Annotated in this window: 17 protein-coding genes and 4 tRNA genes; 14 read left to right on the forward strand and 7 right to left on the reverse strand. The window is 61.3% G+C overall.

The features are described 5' to 3' along the window. The first annotated feature begins 37 nt into the window (after positions 1 to 37). From K0H48_RS19455 to K0H48_RS19515, 13 genes are all read left to right on the forward strand, one after another. Entirely contained in the window at positions 38 to 2,611 is a 2,574-nt protein-coding gene (locus K0H48_RS19455) for a FimV/HubP family polar landmark protein (protein WP_219268747.1), read from the forward strand. 225 nt (positions 2,612 to 2,836) lie between these two features. Then, a complete protein-coding gene (gene truA / locus K0H48_RS19460; protein ID WP_026013815.1) occupies positions 2,837 to 3,661 on the forward strand; it encodes a tRNA pseudouridine(38-40) synthase TruA in 825 nt (274 codons plus the stop codon). Between the two features lie 64 nt (positions 3,662 to 3,725). Next, positions 3,726 to 4,358, forward strand: coding sequence for a phosphoribosylanthranilate isomerase (locus K0H48_RS19465; protein WP_219268748.1), 633 nt, complete (start codon positions 3,726 to 3,728; stop codon positions 4,356 to 4,358). Positions 4,359 to 4,603: 245 nt separating this feature from the next. Then, positions 4,604 to 5,524, forward strand: a complete 921-nt coding sequence (gene accD, locus K0H48_RS19470; RefSeq protein ID WP_003234319.1) for an acetyl-CoA carboxylase, carboxyltransferase subunit beta — start codon at positions 4,604 to 4,606, stop codon at positions 5,522 to 5,524. Continuing rightward, positions 5,521 to 6,828 (forward strand): bifunctional tetrahydrofolate synthase/dihydrofolate synthase, encoded by a 1,308-nt coding sequence (gene folC, locus K0H48_RS19475; RefSeq protein WP_219268749.1) that lies wholly within the window; start codon positions 5,521 to 5,523, stop codon positions 6,826 to 6,828. Before accD ends, folC begins: the two co-directional genes overlap by 4 nt. Continuing rightward, positions 6,812 to 7,477 (forward strand): SPOR domain-containing protein, encoded by a 666-nt coding sequence (locus tag K0H48_RS19480; protein ID WP_219268750.1) that lies wholly within the window; start codon positions 6,812 to 6,814, stop codon positions 7,475 to 7,477. Before folC ends, K0H48_RS19480 begins: the two co-directional genes overlap by 17 nt. A 224-nt stretch (positions 7,478 to 7,701) precedes the next feature. Beyond that, on the forward strand, positions 7,702 to 8,259 hold the full coding sequence (locus K0H48_RS19485; RefSeq protein WP_138814682.1) for a CvpA family protein: 558 nt from the start codon (positions 7,702 to 7,704) through the stop codon (positions 8,257 to 8,259). A gap of 41 nt (positions 8,260 to 8,300) precedes the next feature. Next, positions 8,301 to 9,806, forward strand: a complete 1,506-nt coding sequence (gene purF, locus K0H48_RS19490; protein WP_017138746.1) for an amidophosphoribosyltransferase — start codon at positions 8,301 to 8,303, stop codon at positions 9,804 to 9,806. Positions 9,807 to 9,871: 65 nt separating this feature from the next. Beyond that, complete coding sequence (locus K0H48_RS19495; protein ID WP_219268751.1) at positions 9,872 to 11,083, forward strand: O-succinylhomoserine sulfhydrylase; 1,212 nt, start codon at positions 9,872 to 9,874, stop codon at positions 11,081 to 11,083. Positions 11,084 to 11,094: 11 nt separating this feature from the next. Continuing rightward, complete coding sequence (locus K0H48_RS19500; RefSeq protein WP_065911790.1) at positions 11,095 to 11,859, forward strand: SDR family oxidoreductase; 765 nt, start codon at positions 11,095 to 11,097, stop codon at positions 11,857 to 11,859. Between the two features lie 108 nt (positions 11,860 to 11,967). After that, positions 11,968 to 12,043 (forward strand) — tRNA-Val (locus K0H48_RS19505). 55 nt (positions 12,044 to 12,098) lie between these two features. Continuing rightward, positions 12,099 to 12,175 (forward strand) — tRNA-Asp (locus tag K0H48_RS19510). Between the two features lie 105 nt (positions 12,176 to 12,280). After that, positions 12,281 to 12,357: transfer RNA gene (locus K0H48_RS19515), tRNA-Asp, on the forward strand. Between the two features lie 159 nt (positions 12,358 to 12,516). Here K0H48_RS19515 and K0H48_RS19520 read toward each other — a convergent pair. Then, on the reverse strand, positions 12,517 to 13,800 hold the full coding sequence (locus K0H48_RS19520) for an FAD-binding oxidoreductase (RefSeq protein ID WP_219268752.1): 1,284 nt from the start codon (positions 13,798 to 13,800) through the stop codon (positions 12,517 to 12,519). Between the two features lie 184 nt (positions 13,801 to 13,984). On the opposite strand from K0H48_RS19520, the gene K0H48_RS19525 reads away from it, so the two are divergent. Continuing rightward, a tRNA-Val gene (locus tag K0H48_RS19525) sits at positions 13,985 to 14,061 on the forward strand. Between the two features lie 109 nt (positions 14,062 to 14,170). On the opposite strand, the gene K0H48_RS19530 is transcribed toward K0H48_RS19525, so the two are convergent. The 6 genes from K0H48_RS19530 to K0H48_RS19555 all read right to left on the reverse strand — a co-directional run bounded on the left by K0H48_RS19530 (position 14,171) and on the right by K0H48_RS19555 (position 17,030). Beyond that, positions 14,171 to 15,307 carry a tyrosine-type recombinase/integrase gene (locus K0H48_RS19530; protein WP_219268753.1) on the reverse strand — a complete coding sequence of 379 codons (1,137 nt, stop codon included), beginning with the start codon at positions 15,305 to 15,307 and terminating at the stop codon, positions 14,171 to 14,173. Further along, positions 15,307 to 15,540: a hypothetical protein gene (locus tag K0H48_RS19535; RefSeq protein WP_219268754.1), complete on the reverse strand. Its 234-nt coding sequence runs from the start codon at positions 15,538 to 15,540 to the stop codon at positions 15,307 to 15,309. Before K0H48_RS19535 ends, K0H48_RS19530 begins: the two co-directional genes overlap by 1 nt. 38 nt (positions 15,541 to 15,578) lie before the next feature. Beyond that, complete coding sequence (locus tag K0H48_RS19540; protein ID WP_219268755.1) at positions 15,579 to 15,827, reverse strand: hypothetical protein; 249 nt, start codon at positions 15,825 to 15,827, stop codon at positions 15,579 to 15,581. 49 nt (positions 15,828 to 15,876) lie between these two features. Continuing rightward, positions 15,877 to 16,059, reverse strand: a complete 183-nt coding sequence (locus tag K0H48_RS19545) for a hypothetical protein (protein ID WP_065948844.1) — start codon at positions 16,057 to 16,059, stop codon at positions 15,877 to 15,879. 64 nt (positions 16,060 to 16,123) lie between these two features. Continuing rightward, positions 16,124 to 16,714 (reverse strand): hypothetical protein, encoded by a 591-nt coding sequence (locus K0H48_RS19550; RefSeq protein ID WP_219268756.1) that lies wholly within the window; start codon positions 16,712 to 16,714, stop codon positions 16,124 to 16,126. A gap of 4 nt (positions 16,715 to 16,718) precedes the next feature. Beyond that, complete coding sequence (locus K0H48_RS19555) at positions 16,719 to 17,030, reverse strand: hypothetical protein (protein WP_219268757.1); 312 nt, start codon at positions 17,028 to 17,030, stop codon at positions 16,719 to 16,721. Between the last annotated feature and the right edge of the window lie 56 nt (positions 17,031 to 17,086).

Here is a 17,086-nt window from a genome sequence, read left to right on the forward strand (position 1 = left end):
TCGCAGGCCGGGGAGTGTTCAGACAAAGGATGAGGCTATGGTTCAAGTTCGCAAACTGGTGTTAGCAATAGCGGCCGCCTCGGCGCTGTCCTCCGGTATGGCGCAGGCGCTGCAACTTGGGGAGATGACCCTCAAGTCGAAGCTGAACCAGCCGTTGTCGGTGGAAATCGAATTGCTCGACGTGGGCGGCCTCACGGCCTCCGAGATCACCCCGAGCCTGGCTTCCGACCAGGCATTTGTCGATGCAGGCGTGGACCGCCAGGCGTTTCTCAATGACCTGACGTTTACCCCGGTGGTCAACCCCAGCGGCCGTAGTGTGGTGCGTGTCACCTCCAGTAAGCCGCTGCCAGATTCCTACGTACGTTTCCTATTGCAGGTGCAGTGGCCCAATGGCCGCTTGATGCGCGACTACAGTGTGTTGCTCGACCCGGCCAAGTTCGAGCAGCCGACGACAGCGCCAGCCGCCAGCGCGCCCGCACCGCGCTTGAGCGCACCGACCAGTACTGCGCGAGCCAGCACGGCGCCGACCGCCAGCAAATCCGCCCAGCACACCACCACCTCTCACGACACATTGTGGGAAATTGCCGAAAAGAACCGCAACGGTGCATCGGTGCAGCAAACCATGCTGGCCATCCAGGCGCTTAACCCCGACGCCTTTGTCGACGGCAACATCAACCGCCTGAAAACCGGCCAGGTCCTGCGCCTGCCGGACCGCCAGCAAGCCACCAGCTTGCCGCAGCCCGAGGCGATTGCCGAAGTGACCGCGCAAAATGCGGCCTGGCGCGAAGGCCGTCGTACGGCCAGTAACCCAGTGGCGGGCAAGCAACAGCTGGACGCGACCAAGCGCTCCCAGGCCGGTAATGCACCGTCGAGCACCACCGCAAAGGACAATTTGAGCCTGGTGTCGGCGGAGTCGGCCAAAAAAGGCGCGAAGGGCAAGGCCGGTGATAATCGTGCGGTGAGCGACAAACTGGCGATGACCCAGGAGCAGTTGGACACTACCCGTCGCGACAATGAAGAGCTGAAAAGCCGCGCGGCGGACCTGCAAAGCCAGCTGGACAAGCTGCAAAAACTGATTCAACTGAAAAACGATCAACTCGCCAGGTTGCAGGCCGGCAACCCTGAGCCGGCGGCACAGGCGACAGCGGCGATGCCCGCTCAATTGGCGGCTGAACCTGCGGCCACGCCAGCACCGGCTGAGGCTGCGCCCGTTGCCGCAGCACCAGCGCCTGAGCCGATCAAGCCAGAAGCGGCGCCTGCCACCAGCGAAGGCAAGTTCAACGAGCTGCTGACCAACCCGGTCGTCCTCAGTGTAATCGGCGGCGCGGCTGGCTTGCTGGTGTTGTTGCTTCTGCTGCTGTGGGCGCGCCATCGCAATGCGCGCCTCGAAGAGGAAAAGCACCTGCGCATGGCGCGGGCCCTGGCCGAGGAGCCAGCCTTTACGCCCAATGTGGATCATGACCTGCCAGCGGACAGCTTCGAAGGCCTCGAAGTGGCAGCGCCGAACGTTAAATTGGCCGCCGCGCCAGCGCCGGCAGCCGTGGTTGAACCGGTGGTGGTGCCCTCGGTTGCCTCCGTACTGGCACCTTTGGCGGTTGCCGTCGCCCCGGAAAACTCCAGTGATGCACTGGCGCAAGCGCAATCCCATATCGACCGTGGCCACCTGAACCAGGCCGCCGATGTGCTGGAGCAGGCGATCAAGCGCGAACCCAAGCGCAGCGACCTGCGCCTGAAGTTGATGGAAGTCTATGGCCTGCAAGGCAACAAGGACGGTTTCGTCACCCAGGAGCGTCAACTTGTGGCCAATGGTGAAAACCATGCCCAAGTCGAGCAGCTGAAAAACCGCTTCCCGGCCATGGCCGTGTTGGCGGCGGGTGTCAGTGCTGCGGTGGCGGCGGCAGCCCTGGATGCTCAATACGTCAAGGATTTGCTCGAAGACAAGCCCGCGGCGCCTGCCCCGGAACCTGACGCCTTCGACACCGATTTCGACCTCAGCCTGGATGACCTGGAAGCGGCGTCACCTGCCGTAGTCAGCCCGAAAGACGAACCGAGCTTTGAGTCGCTGCTGCAACAGCAGACTGAAGCCAAGGCCAGCCCGGATGATCTGTCGGATTTCGATCTGGATTTGCAGCTCGAGGCGCCGTCTTCGCAGGCCGATGATGACTTCCTGTCGGGTCTGGAAGATCAAATGAAGGACCTGCCGGCTGTCGAGCCGCCGACCTTGGCACCCACTGCGCTGGACGATTTTGACCTGCCGGAAGATTTCGACCTGTCCCTGGCCGATGAGCCACAAGCCCCGGCCGCTGCCAAGCCCGATGCATTCGCCTCGGAGCTCGATGACGTCAACGCAGAACTCGATCGCCTGTCCCAGAGTCTTGAGCATCCGCCGATCGAGCCTTCGTTCACTGCCGAAGATGCGGCGTTGGGTGCTGATGATCCAGAGTTCGACTTCCTTTCCGGCGCCGATGAAGTCGCCACCAAGCTGGACTTGGCCCAGGCCTACATCGACATGGGCGATTCGGACGGCGCAAGGGACATTCTGAGTGAAGTGCTGACCGAGGGCAGTGAAGAACAGCGCGGTGAAGCCAAGGAAATGCTCGGCAAAATCTAACAATTGATACAAAACCCTTGTGGGAGCGGGCTTGTGTGGGAGCTGGCTTGCCTGCGATGCAGGCACCTCGGTGTACTGTTGAAACCAGGTCGATGCCATCGCAGGCAAGCCAGCTCCCACACAACAAAAGCGCCCCTCATACCTCCAGCGCCTTTATAATGCACGCCTTCGCGCAACTCATCGGGCTCTCAGTTCTTGGCAAATATAGATAACGCGGCCGCCGAAATGGCGGCCGCAGGCTTTAACCGCATCGCCTTGGGCGTGGAATACAAAGGCTCGCGATATCGCGGCTGGCAGCGCCAGGCTTCAGGTGTGCTGACCGTGCAGGAAACTCTCGAAAACGCGTTGTCGAAGGTGGCGGATTCGCCGGTGTCGCTGATGTGTGCCGGGCGTACCGATGCCGGTGTGCATGCCTGTGGCCAGGTGGTGCACTTTGACACCCAGGCCGAGCGCACGCTGAAAGCCTGGGTGATGGGCGCTAATATCAATTTGCCCCATGACGTCAGCGTGACCTGGGCCAAGGTCATGCCTGCGCACTTTCATGCGCGCTTCAAGGCTATCGCCCGGCGCTACCGCTATGTGATCTACAACGATCAGATTCGCCCGGCGCACCTGAACCAGGAAATTACCTGGAACCACCGCCCGCTGGATGCCGAACGCATGGCCGAGGCCGCCCAGCATCTGGTTGGCGTGCATGATTTCAGCGCCTTCCGTGCGGGGCAATGCCAGGCCAAGTCGCCAATCAAGGAAGTCCATCACCTGCGCGTGACCCGTCACGGCAAGATGATCGTGCTGGATATCCGCGCCGGGGCCTTCCTGCACCATATGGTGCGTAACATCGCGGGCGTGCTGATGACCATTGGCACTGGCGAGCGGCCGGTGGAGTGGGCGCGGGAGGTGCTGGAAAGTCGCGTTCGCCGCACCGGCGGCGTCACGGCACACCCGTTCGGCCTGTACCTGGTGGATGTGGAGTACCGCGACGAGTTTGAATTGCCGCAACGCTTTATCGGTCCACATTTCCTCACAGGTTTCAGCGAACTTGACGGCTGACGCCTGCAAGCGCTTTTGTTACCATCCGGGACTTTCTCGGCCCAACCCCTGAGGTTTCTACGCCATGCCAGCCGTTCGCAGCAAGATTTGCGGGATTACCCGCATAGAAGACGCGCTGGCGGCAGTCGAAGCGGGGGCGGATGCCATCGGTTTCGTGTTCTATGCCAAGAGCCCGCGGGCGGTGAATGTGTTGCAGGCGCGGGCAATCATCGCTGCGCTGCCGCCATTCGTGACCACCGTGGGGCTGTTCGTCAACGCCAGCCGTTGTGAACTCAACGAAACCCTGGATGCCGTGCCGCTGGATATGCTGCAATTTCATGGCGACGAAAGCCCCGATGAGTGCGACAGCTACCAGCGCCCGTATATCAAGGCGCTACGCGTCAAGGCCGGGGATGACATCGCTGCTGCATGCGCCGCCTATACTGGCGCTCGCGGCGTTCTGTTGGATACCTATGTAGAAGGCGTGCCCGGTGGCACGGGTGAGGCGTTCGACTGGACGCTGATTCCCGAAGGCTTGAGCAAGCCGATTATCCTCGCCGGTGGGCTTAACCCCGCGAATGTCGCGGCGGCCATCGAGCAGGTCCGGCCTTATGCCGTGGACGTCAGCGGCGGAGTGGAGCAGGCCAAGGGCATCAAGGATTCCCACAAGATTCGCGCATTCATGCAAGCCGTGCGCAACAGCAGTGGCGCGATGTGACGGCTGGCAGTCTGCCGCCGTCCATAACTACCACTGTGTAAAACAGCACCGGCGCCGCCTGCGGGAGGCCCGGAAATGAAGTGGCAACCCTGCGTTGGCAGGTTGTCTGGAAGGCTGAGGATACAGGCGGGAAATGGCCGGTCGAACGTCTGACCCCGTCCAGTCTGTGTCATCGCCACATATGAATTTAGCTCAAGGGCATACGCGGGGCTGTGTTCAAGCCACCGGTACTGGAGAAAGAAAGCATGAGCAACTGGTTAGTAGACAAACTGATCCCTTCGATCATGCGTTCCGAGGTGAAAAAAAGCTCGGTTCCTGAAGGTCTGTGGCACAAGTGCCCATCCTGCGACGCGGTGCTGTACCGCCCGGAGCTGGAAAAGACCCTGGACGTTTGCCCCAAGTGCAACCATCACATGCGTATCGGCGCCCGCGCACGCATCGACATCTTCCTGGACGCCGACGGCCGTAACGAGCTGGGCGCAGACCTGGAGCCGGTTGACCGTCTCAAGTTCCGCGACGGCAAGAAGTACAAGGACCGCCTGACCGCTGCGCAGAAGCAGACCGGCGAAAAAGACGCGCTGATTTCGGTCAGCGGCAAGCTGCTGGGCATGCCGGTGGTAGTGTCCGCGTTCGAGTTCTCCTTTATGGGCGGCTCCATGGGTGCCATCGTCGGTGAGCGTTTTGTGCGTGCTGCCAACTATGCGCTGGAAAACCGTTGCCCGATGATCTGCTTCGCCGCCTCCGGTGGTGCGCGTATGCAGGAAGCGCTGATCTCCCTGATGCAAATGGCCAAGACCTCTGCGGTACTGGCGCGTCTGCGTGAAGAAGGCATCCCGTTCATCTCGGTACTGACCGACCCCGTCTACGGCGGCGTTTCCGCCAGCCTGGCAATGCTGGGTGACGTGATCGTCGGCGAACCCAAAGCGCTGATCGGCTTTGCCGGCCCACGCGTGATCGAGCAGACCGTGCGTGAAAAACTGCCGGAAGGCTTCCAGCGTAGCGAGTTCCTGCTGGAGCACGGTGCCATCGACCTGATCATCCCGCGCGGTGAGCTGCGTCCACGCCTGGGTAACCTGCTGGCGCAAATGATGGGCCTGCCGACGCCTGTGTACGTCGCGCCTAAAATCGAACCGATTGTCGTGCCACCGGTGCCAGCAAACCTATGACCCAACGTACCCTGGGCGAATGGCTCGCCTACCTTGAGCAGTTGCATCCGTCAGCCATCGACATGGGCCTGGAGCGCTCGCAACAGGTAGCGGCCCGCCTTGGGTTGGGCCGGCCGGCGCCGCGTGTGATCACGGTGACCGGCACCAACGGCAAAGGCTCTACCTGTGCCTTTGTCGCGGCGCTGCTGCAAGCCCAAGGGCTTAAAGTTGGCGTCTACAATTCTCCGCACCTGCTGCGTTATAACGAGCGGGTGCAGCTCAATGGCGTCGAGGCCACTGACGCGCAGCTCTGCGAAGCCTTCGCCGCGCTGGATGTCGGGCGCGGCGAAATTTCCCTCACTTACTTCGAAATGGGCACCTTGGCAGCGTTCTGGCTGTTCGAGCGTGCGCAGTTGGATGTGGTCGTGCTGGAAGTCGGGCTCGGCGGGCGTCTGGACACCGTCAACGTGGTGGATGCCGATATTGCGCTGGTGACCAGTATCGGCGTTGACCATGCGGACTATCTGGGCAACACCCGCGAGTCCGTCTCTTATGAAAAGGCCGGGATCTTCCGCCAGGGCAAGCCGGCGCTGTGTGGTGACCTGGACCCGCCGCAGCCGTTGCTGGACAAAGTGCGCGAGCTGGATTGCCCGTTTTACCTGCGCGGCCGCGAATTCAATCTCGAGATTGGCGACCAGCATTGGCAGTGGCGTGGGCGTGATGCGCGCGCCCAGGTGGTGGAGCTGCGGGATTTGCCGCTGCTGAACCTGCCGATGGAAAACGCCGCGCTGGCGCTGCAAGCCTACCTGTTGATGGATCTGCCGTGGAATCCCGAGCAAATTGCTTCCACGTTGCTGGCTACCCGTGTGGTGGGACGCCTGGATCGCCGCACCTTCGAGTGGCACGGTAAGCGCCTTAACCTGTTGCTGGACGTGGGGCATAACCCCCATGCCGCCGAATACCTGGCGCAGCGCCTGTCGCGCACACCGCCTGCCGGTCGGCGCCTGGCGGTGTTCGGGTTGTTGGCTGACAAGGACCTGGACGGTGTGGTTGCGCCGTTACTGGGCAATGTCCAGGCTTGGGCAGTAGCGCCGCTGGACACGCCGCGCAGTCGCCCGGCAGCCGAACTGCAAGTGGCCTTGCAGAACCTTGGCGCGCCGGTGGCGTCGTATGCAAGCGTCACCGCCGCGCTTGAAGCGCAATGCGCGGTGGCGACGGCCGAGGACGAGATTCTGTTGTTCGGATCATTTTATTGTGTTGCCGAGGCGCTAGAGTGGTTGGCCCGGCGCTCCACGGAGGAAGCTGCACATGGCATTACTGGATAGCGCATACAAGCAGCGAATGGTCGGAGCTCTGGTGTTGGTGGCATTGGCGGTGATTTTTCTGCCGATGCTGTTTTCGCGCCAGGACGAGCAGCGCCAGGTAGTGGTCGAGGCGCCGTCGGCGCCACAAGCGCCAACGATGCCGCAGGTTCAGGTAGAGCCGGTGGTGGTGCCTGAACCGCAGGCGCTGCCTGAAGAGCCTGTGCCGAGCGATGACGAAGTGGCTGCGCAGCAGGCACCGGCAGCGCCGGTGCAGCAAAGTGTGCCGGTGGTCAAGCCAGCGCCCGCTCCAGCGGCCCCGGTGGCGGCTGCCAAGCCTGCAGCGCCAGCCCCTGCGCCCAAGCCGGTAGCGCCGCAACCTGCCGCGCCGGGCAAGCCGGATGTGGGTCAAAGCCGTATCGACCCGAATGGCCTGCCGATCAGTTGGTCGATCCAGCTTGCCAGCCTGGCCAATCGCGAAAGTGCCGATGCCTTGCAGAAAAAGCTGCGTGCCCAGGGTTATAACGCTTATATCCGCAGTGCTGACGGCAAGAATCGCGTATTTATCGGGCCGCTGATCGAGCGCGCCGAGGCGGATCGCTTGCGTGACCTGCTGGGGCGCCAGCAGAACCTGAATGGGTTTGTGGTGCGGTTCCAGCCGGAGCGTGGCTGATTTCTGATTGGTAATGCGCTCCAAGTGTTGGAGCTGGCTTGTGTGGGAGTCGGGCTTGTGTGGGAACTCCCACACAAGCCCGACTCCCACATTGGTTTTGTGGTGGTTATAAATGGGGTTTGGTTGCCACAACCCATTGATTTGCAAAGCACCCACAATCACAGCTTACCGACAGCCCAGCGCTCTGCTAAAATGCGCCGCCTTATCCGTCCGTAGGCTGCACTGTGCCATTTACCTGGGTTGACTGGGCGATCGTTGCAATCGTCGCCATCTCCGCTTTGATCAGTCTAAGCCGCGGCTTCGTAAAAGAAGCACTGTCGTTGCTGACCTGGATCATCGCAGGAGTCGTAGCCTGGATGTTCGGTGGTTCACTGTCGGTTTACCTGGCCGGGTACATCGAAACACCTTCGGCTCGCGTCATCGCGGGCTGCGCCATCATGTTCATCGCCACGCTGTTGGTGGGGGCAATGGTCAATTATCTTATTGGCGAGTTGATACGTGTTACCGGCCTCTCCGGGACCGATCGATTCCTCGGCATGGCCTTCGGCGCCGCACGTGGCGGCTTGCTGGTGGTTGTGGCGGTCGGGCTGTTGAGCCTGGGGCCGGTACAGCAGGATGCATGGTGGCAAGAGTCGGTACTCGTGCCAAAATTTCTATTGGTTGCAGACTGGTCCAAGAACCTCATATTGGGGTGGAGCAGTCAGTGGCTGGCCAGCGGAATCAGCGTACCCGCTGATCTTCCGTTCAAGGAACACCTCTTGCCGGCCAAAACGCCTCAGTAAGCAGTGTTCAGTCAAGATTCATTAAGTAGGGGTTGCGTCGCATGTGTGGCATCGTCGGTATCGTCGGTAAGTCGAACGTCAATCAGGCGCTGTATGACGCGCTAACCGTCCTCCAGCACCGCGGCCAGGACGCTGCCGGTATTGTGACCAGCCACGACGGCCGGTTATTCCTGCGCAAGGACAATGGCCTGGTGCGTGACGTGTTCCATCAGCGTCACATGCAGCGCCTCGTCGGGCACATGGGCATTGGCCATGTGCGTTACCCGACTGCCGGTAGCTCGACCTCGGCCGAAGCTCAACCGTTTTACGTCAACTCGCCTTATGGCATCACCCTGGCGCACAACGGTAACCTGACCAACGTTGAACAGCTGGCCAAGGAGATTTACGAATCTGACCTGCGCCACGTCAACACCAATTCCGACTCGGAAGTGCTGCTCAACGTGTTCGCCCACGAGCTGGCCCAGCGCGGCAAGCTGCAGCCGACCGAAGAAGACGTGTTTGCCGCCGTGACCGACGTGCACAACCGTTGCGTCGGCGGTTACGCCGTGGTGGCAATGATCACGGGTTACGGCATCGTCGGTTTCCGTGACCCGCACGGCATCCGCCCGATCGTGTTCGGCCAGCGTCACACCGACGAAGGCGTCGAGTACATGATCGCCTCCGAAAGCGTGTCCCTGGACGTGCTGGGCTTTACCCTGATCCGCGACCTCGCACCGGGTGAAGCGGTGTACATCACCGAAGACGGCAAGCTGCACACCCGTCAGTGCGCGATTGCGCCGAAACTCACGCCATGCATCTTCGAACACGTCTACCTGGCGCGTCCGGACTCGATCATCGACGGTGTTTCGGTGTACAAGGCGCGCCTGCGCATGGGCGAGAAGCTGGCCGAGAAGATCCTGCGCGAGCGTCCTGAGCACGATATCGACGTGGTAATCCCGATCCCGGACACCAGCCGTACCGCTGCGCTGGAGTTGGCCAACCACTTGGGCGTCAAGTTCCGCGAAGGCTTCGTCAAGAACCGTTACATCGGCCGTACCTTCATCATGCCTGGCCAGGCGGCGCGCAAGAAGTCTGTACGCCAGAAGCTCAACGCCATTGAGCTGGAGTTCCGCGGCAAGAACGTGATGCTGGTGGATGACTCCATCGTGCGCGGCACCACCTGCAAGCAGATCATCCAGATGGCCCGCGAAGCCGGCGCGAAGAACGTGTACTTCTGTTCCGCCGCACCTGCTGTGCGTTACCCGAACGTGTACGGTATCGACATGCCAAGCGCCCACGAGCTGATCGCTCACAACCGTTCGACCCAGGACGTGGCCGACCTGATCGGTGCCGACTGGCTGATCTATCAGGACCTGCCGGACCTGATCGAAGCGGTCGGTGGTGGCAAGATCAAGATCGCCGAGTTTGACTGCGCCGTGTTCGACGGCAAGTACGTGACCGGTGATGTCGACGAGGCCTACTTGAACAAGATCGAGCAGGCGCGTAACGATTCGTCGAAGATCAAGACCCAGGCGGTCAGCGCGATCATCGATCTGTACAACAACTGAGTAGACACCGGCCCTGAGGGGCCGGTTTTGTATCTTAAACAGAGTATTGAGTAAGGAGTCGCAGCATGAGTCAGGAATGGGATGCCGGTCGGTTGGACAGCGACCTCGATGGCGTAGCTTTCGATACCCTGGCTGTGCGCGCCGGTCAGCACCGCACCCCGGAAGGTGAGCACGGTGATCCGATGTTCTTCACCTCCAGCTATGTATTCCGTACCGCCGCTGACGCGGCCGCGCGCTTTGCCGGTGAGGTGCCGGGCAACGTCTATTCGCGTTACACCAACCCGACCGTGCGTGCGTTCGAAGAGCGTATCGCGGCCCTGGAAGGCGCTGAGCAAGCGGTGGCCACGGCGACCGGCATGGCGGCGATCCTGGCGGTGGTGATGAGCCTGTGCAGCGCTGGCGACCATGTGCTGGTGTCGCGCAGTGTGTTCGGCTCCACCATCAGCCTGTTCGAGAAGTACTTCAAGCGCTTCGGTATCGAAGTGGACTATGTGCCCCTGGCCGACCTGTCCGGCTGGGATGCGGCAATCAAGACCAACACCAAGTTGCTGTTCGTCGAGTCGCCGTCCAACCCGCTCGCCGAGTTGGTGGATATCGCCGCGTTGTCCGAAGTGGCCCACGCCAAGGGCGCGATGCTGGTGGTCGACAACTGCTTCTGCACGCCAGCACTGCAACAGCCGCTGAAGCTGGGCGCGGATATCGTTGTGCACTCGGCCACCAAGTTCATCGACGGCCAGGGCCGTTGCATGGGCGGCGTAGTCGCCGGCCGCAGCGAGCAGATGAAGGAGGTGGTGGGCTTCTTGCGCACCGCCGGCCCAACCCTGAGTCCGTTCAACGCGTGGATCTTCCTCAAAGGTCTGGAAACCCTCAGCCTGCGGATGAAGGCCCATTGCGCGAATGCCCAGGCCTTGGCCGAGTGGTTGGAGCAACAGGACGGTATCGAGAAAGTCCATTACGCCGGTCTCAAGAGCCACCCGCAACACGCATTGGCCCAGCGCCAGCAGCGTGGTTTCGGCGCGGTGGTGAGCTTTGAGGTAAAAGGCGGCAAAGACGGCGCCTGGCGCTTTATCGATGCGACGCGCCTGATCTCCATCACGGCCAACCTGGGTGACAGCAAAACCACCATCACCCACCCGAGCACCACCTCCCACGGGCGCCTGGCGCCACAGGAACGTGAAGCGGCCGGCATCCGTGACAGCCTGATCCGCATTGCGGTGGGCCTGGAAGACGTAGCCGACCTGCAAGCTGACCTGGCTCGCGGGCTGGCTGCCTTGTGATCGAGTGGTCCATGGAAACAGCAGCGGCCGGTAACGGCCGTGTTGCGCTGGTGACGGGCGCCGCCCGAGGCATTGGCCTCGGGATCGCGGCATGGCTGATCAGCGAAGGCTGGCAGGTGGTGTTGACCGACCTGGACCGCGAGCGCGGCTCCAAGGTCTCCAAGGTGTTGGGTGACAACGCTTGGTTTATCACCATGGACGTGGCAGACGAGAAGCAGGTCGCCCAGGGCGTTGCCGAAGTGCTGGGCCAGTTTGGTCGCCTGGACGCATTGGTGTGCAACGCCGCGGTAGCCGACCCGCGCAATATCACCCTCGAAAGCCTCGACCTGGCGTACTGGAACCGCGTGCTGGCGGTGAACCTCAGTGGGCCGATGTTGCTGGCCAAGCACTGTGCGCCGTACCTGCGTGCCCATGGCGGTGCGATCGTCAACCTGGCCTCGACCCGCGCGCGTCAATCGGAGCCCGACACCGAGGCGTACGCGGCGAGCAAGGGCGGGCTGCTGGCCCTGACTCACGCGCTGGCCATGAGTCTTGGGCCGGAGGTCCGGGTCAATGCCGTCAGCCCTGGCTGGATCGATGCGCGTGATCCTGCGGCGCGGCGTGCCGAGCCCTTGACTGACGCCGATCATGCCCAGCATCCGGCGGGCAGGGTGGGCACGGTAGAGGACGTGGCGGCGATGGTGGCGTGGCTGCTGTCGCGTCAGGCCGGGTTTGTCACCGGGCAAGAGTTTGTGGTCGACGGCGGCATGAGCAAGAAGATGATTTACAGCGAGTAGGGCGGGTAGACGTCTTTGAAGCAATTTTGTCTTTTTCAGAAAAACTTCAAGCAGGCTATTGACTTAGGTCCGCTACCTGCGTAAATTTCGCGGCCTCAACGAAGCAAAGGGTGATTAGCTCAGCTGGGAGAGCATCTGCCTTACAAGCAGAGGGTCGGCGGTTCGATCCCGTCATCACCCACCACTTCTTGAGAGTTTTGCCTTAGGGCAAGACGCAACGTTAAAGGTTGCACCGACGCGCAGCGGTAGTTCAGTCGGTTAGAATACCGGCCTGTCACGCCGGGGGTCGCGGGTTCGAGTCCCGTCCGCTGCGCCATATTTTCCAGATCCGGCTTGTCGGGTTTGAGATTGAAACGCTTAGGCTGATCAGTCAGATGTTTAAAGACGGTTGAGGGTTTAGTCTCAACTGGTCAAGCGATACGCAGCGGTAGTTCAGTCGGTTAGAATACCGGCCTGTCACGCCGGGGGTCGCGGGTTCGAGTCCCGTCCGCTGCGCCATATCTGCTTCAAGGCCCACTGAACGCCTTGGAGCGCAAAGCAAGCGTTAAGCTGCTTTGATCCGATAGCAAAGACCCTGGTCGAAAGACCGGGGTTTTTTGTGTCTGCGATTTGGCTTTATGTGAGAGCGAGCAAGCCCGCTCCCACAGTTGGATTGCCTCAGAACCCCAACTTATCCCGCAGCCCGTAATACCACGCCCCCAGCGCCGCAAACGGTGTGCGCAACAGTTGCCCACCCGGGAACGGGTAGTGCGGCAGGTCCGCAAACGCGTCAAAACGCTCTGCCTGGCCTCTCAACGCTTCTGCCAGCACCTTGCCCGCCAGGTGCGTGTACGTCACGCCGTGGCCACTGCAGCCCTGGGAGTAATAGATGTTGTCGCCCAAGCGACCCACCTGTGGCAGGCGCGACAGGGTCAGCAGGAAATTGCCGGTCCAGGCGTAGTCGATCTTCACATCCTTGAGCTGCGGGAAGGCCTTGAGCATCTTCGGGCGGATGATCGCTTCGATGTTGGCCGGGTCGCGCGCGCCATACACCACGCCGCCGCCGAAAATCAGGCGTTTGTCGCTGGTGAGGCGGTAGTAGTCCAGCAAGTAGTTGCAGTCCTCGACGCAGTAATCTTGCGGAAGCAAGGTTTTAGCTAGCTCATCACCCAACGGTGCAGTAGTGATGACCTGTGTGCCACAAGGCATCGACTTGGCCGCCAGCTCCGGCACCAGGTTGCCCAGGTAGGCATTGCCCGCCACGATGATGAACTTGGCCCTGACCTTGCCCTCGGCGGTGTGTACCACCGGGTTGGCGCCGCGCTCGATGCGCACCGCCGCCGACTGCTCGTAAATCATGCCGCCCAGCGACTCCACGGCTGCTGCTTCGCCCAGCGCCAGGTTGAGCGGGTGAATGTGGCCGCCGCTCATGTCCAGCAGGCCGCCGACATAGTTGTCACAGGCCACCACTTCGCGGATACGGCGCTCATCCAGTAACTCAAGCTGCGTATGGCCGTAGCGCTCCCACAGGCGCTGCTGCGACTCCAGGTGGCCCATGTGCTTGCTGTTGAGTGCAGCGAACACGCCGCCGTCCTTCAAGTCGCACTGGATCTGGTACTTGGCCACGCGCTCACGAATGATCCTGCCGCCCTCAAACGCCATCTGCCCCAGCAGTTGCGCCTGCTTGGGGCCGACGCTGCGCTCGATCACGTCGATGTCGCGGCTATAGCTGTTGACGATCTGCCCGCCATTACGGCCCGAGGCGCCAAAGCCGACCTTGACGGCTTCCAGCACCGTCACGCGAAAACCGTTCTCCAGCAGAAACAGCGCGCTGGACAAGCCGGTATAACCGGCGCCAATCACGCACACATCGGTTTCGACTTCACCTTGCAGCACCGGGCGTGGCGGAACCGCATTCGCGGACGCGGCGTAATACGACTGGGGGTAGGGGGTGTTCGCCATCCTGGAACCTCTGTTTTATATTTTTTACGAGTGCGCCGATCCTACCTGAGTTGAAATTTGCCTGCCAGCCACCCGAAAATCCCGGACGTACCCGGCTCCAGTAAAAAATTCGCATATTCATAGGGTTAGCTGCAAAAAAGATGTTGACACCCCTTCGGAATTCCGTAGAATGCCGCCTCACAGCAGGCACGTAGCTCAGTTGGTTAGAGCACCACCTTGACATGGTGGGGGTCGTTGGTTCGAGTCCAATCGCGCCTACCAAACAAAATCCGCTCTGCTGGGCGGTCTAGAAGGGCTCACCGAAAGGTGGGCCCTTTTTTGTTGTCTGCGATTTGCAAAACTTTTGCAAAACTTTTGCAAAACTCCCACCTCAGAACGCCAATTCGGCGCCCACCTCCAGGTACTCGATCTTCTTTTCGTCGTGCCCCTCCTGATAGTGCTTCGTCATCTTCTCGTCCGCGTGTCCCATGAGCGCCTGGATGTATTCCTGTGGGAATTTCTGCTGCTCATACAGCCAGGCACCCAATGCGCGGATCTCGTGAAAAGTGGGTCGCTCACCGGCCGGCACATGGTCGTAGGCATGCGCTGCGTCCCTGGCCTTACTGAACTCCTTGGTCAGGTAGTCAGGCGTCACCGATGTCCAGTGGTCTTTGGCGTCGATCTGTTCCCGCCGGCGGGCCTTGGGCTTGTAGTGGATCAGGTAGGGTGACGCGAGCGGCGAGCGCAGGCATTCCCCGACCACCTCCCGCAGCGCGGTGCCCATGGTGATTTTTAGGTGCACAGGGTTTTCGTAGCCCTGGGTTTTCCCAGGCGAGACGGTGAGCGTGTTCTTCTCCATGTCCGCGGCGGACTTCAACCAGGTGACGATGTCGTCCCGGCGCTGAAGGCTGGCCAAGGCCAGGCGGATTGCCCGCTTCAGCCAGGGCGGCGTGGTCACCGCCTCAATGATCAACTTCAAACCGTCGAGCGTGTGGCGCTGCCGCTTTTTCTCGGCTTCTTTCTTCACCAGGGTCAGCTCGGCGTTGTTACGCTCTGCCAGACCCTTGGCTACCGCAAAGGCGAAGATCTGCACCCACAGCCCGCGGTGCTTCGTGTAGGCATTGTTGCTGAAGTTGTCGAGGTACTCGGCCATGGCCAGCACGTCCAGCTGACCTATCAGCCGGTCGCCCAGATCTTGCCGGTACCGCTCAAGCTTGAACTTGATCTCCTCCAGGGTGCGTGCGGCATAGGACCGGTCCGGCAGCCACTCCTCTTCGAATCGCGTTAGCAGGTTGCTCACGATAGGCAAGCGGTCGCCGGTCAGCACCGCCAGAAGCGAGCCGTCATCGACGACGAGCTCGGCAAACTTGAGGTTTGCTGCCCGGGCCAGCTTGATTGCCTCCTCCAAGGGGCGGTTGATGCTGGTCATCACGCCGGTGACCGGGTTGCGGTACCGCCAGTACTTTCCGTTCGGGTAAAGGTTTGGCGGTAGCTTTCTGTTTTGCAGCGTGCGGGGCCGGGCAGCCATCAGCCGAGCTCCAGCATCTTGGCCAGCAGCGGGTCACTCGAACCCATGATTGCTGCCTGCACATCGACGAAATACATCCCGCCTTTTACCTCTCCGATCACTTCGCCTTCCTCAATCCATTTTTTCAATTGCTGCAGGCTCGGCTTTCCGCCGACGTACCGCAACTTCCTGTACTCGCCGGCCTCCATGAGGCGCGGCAGCTTGACCGTAATCTGGGCCAGGACTTTTGCCATGATGATGCTCCGCGCCGCGCTGGGCGGCAGAAGGTGGGTTAGGAGGGGAGCAGGCCTTTGGCCTTCGCTTCCGCCAGGCACTGCGCTCGGAACTGCCGAGCGGACTCCGTGGCCTGCTGCTTTGTGGATGACTTCCAGGTCGGGCCGATTTGCACAAACTTCCCGCGCAGCTTTCCGCACCAGTGATTGACGAAGTTGCCGTTTTCGATCTGGCTGATGATTCCCGCAGTGGCTTTCGGCGCTGTCGCGTAATCGACCAGTTTTTGTTCGTACGTTAATTCGGGCATAGGAATACCTCGCCCGCCGCTCACCGGCAGGCATGTAGGGGGATTGGGGTTAGGGCTTCTGCGTTTTCTTCAGTTTGTTCCAGTGCCGCCAGATGTTTTCCTCGGGCACCTTCTTTTGCAGGGTGAAGTCGCAGTCGCGGCAGATGACCCAGCTGAGCCCTGCGCTGCAGCTGCTATCCAGCTCCAGGTTGTCGCTCGCGCACTCGGGGCACGGTTTCAGTTCGTCGCTCATGGCCTCGGCCCCTTATGGATATTCCAGGCCATGAATAGGAGGTCGGGAAATAGGCCGATGACGATCATGGCGTCACCCGCTTGAACTCGACCACCCAGACCCACTGGTTGGCTTCCCAGTCGCCACCGGTGGATTCCCATAGATCGCGCCACTGGCGCCGCAGATCGACCTCGGCATCGTGCTCGCGTAGGGCGGTGCTGAGTCCTTCGGCGATTATCTGTTCGGTGCTGATATCCTGCAGCCGCTCGACGCGGACATCGGTGATCTCAAGCAGGATGCGGCACGCGGCGCGAGGCATGTGGATGCTGGGTTTGTATTTCAGGCCGAAGTCTTTCCTTGCCTCGTCGCTGTGTGACCCAGGTCGGCAGTCGGCAGCGTAGGCGTATCGCTGGAGTGGGCCGCCCGGGTCTGGTCGATGCTCAACGCCGGTGCCGCGCAGATCGATGAAAGTCTCGCGCACCCACAGCCGATCGCCGGGCTGGCCATGCGGGCAAAGGTCATTGGCTCTGTCGGCCACGAATTCGGGGGTGAAATCAATCAACCACTTCGAGGCTGCGCCTTTGACTGGCAGCCGAGTGACCGTCTTCCGGCCTTCCAGGATGGCGCGCACCATCGGCGCCGAGAACAGGATGGGGCGTTCTTTGATCAGGGTCATGAGCTCACTCCGTACCCATCAGGTAGGTGGGCTCAGTTGCTTCGGCCAACCAGTCGCGAAGGCATCCACATTCAGCGTGCGGCGGATCCTCGTCCGTCCACTGCCGATCAAGCATGGTTTCGCTGGTCAACTCGACGTCCCAGTCTGCGTAGTCGGCAGGGTCATCGCCGTTTATCTCAGCCAGCAAGCGCCGGGCTTCGTCTTCGCTGGTTGCAGCTACCCAGTCTTGATCGCCGACGCTGTAGCAGCGCAGAACGGGGCGTGCGGGTTGGCCACCGCTCAGTTCGAACTCAGGGCTTTGGTTTTCAGTGGTCATGACTTCGTCCTTGCCGCTATAGCGGCTGACTTTGAAGGGGGAGGGGTTACAGGTTT

This window comes from Pseudomonas sp. Xaverov 259, assembly GCF_019352915.1.
Classification (GTDB): Bacteria; Pseudomonadota; Gammaproteobacteria; order Pseudomonadales; family Pseudomonadaceae; genus Aquipseudomonas.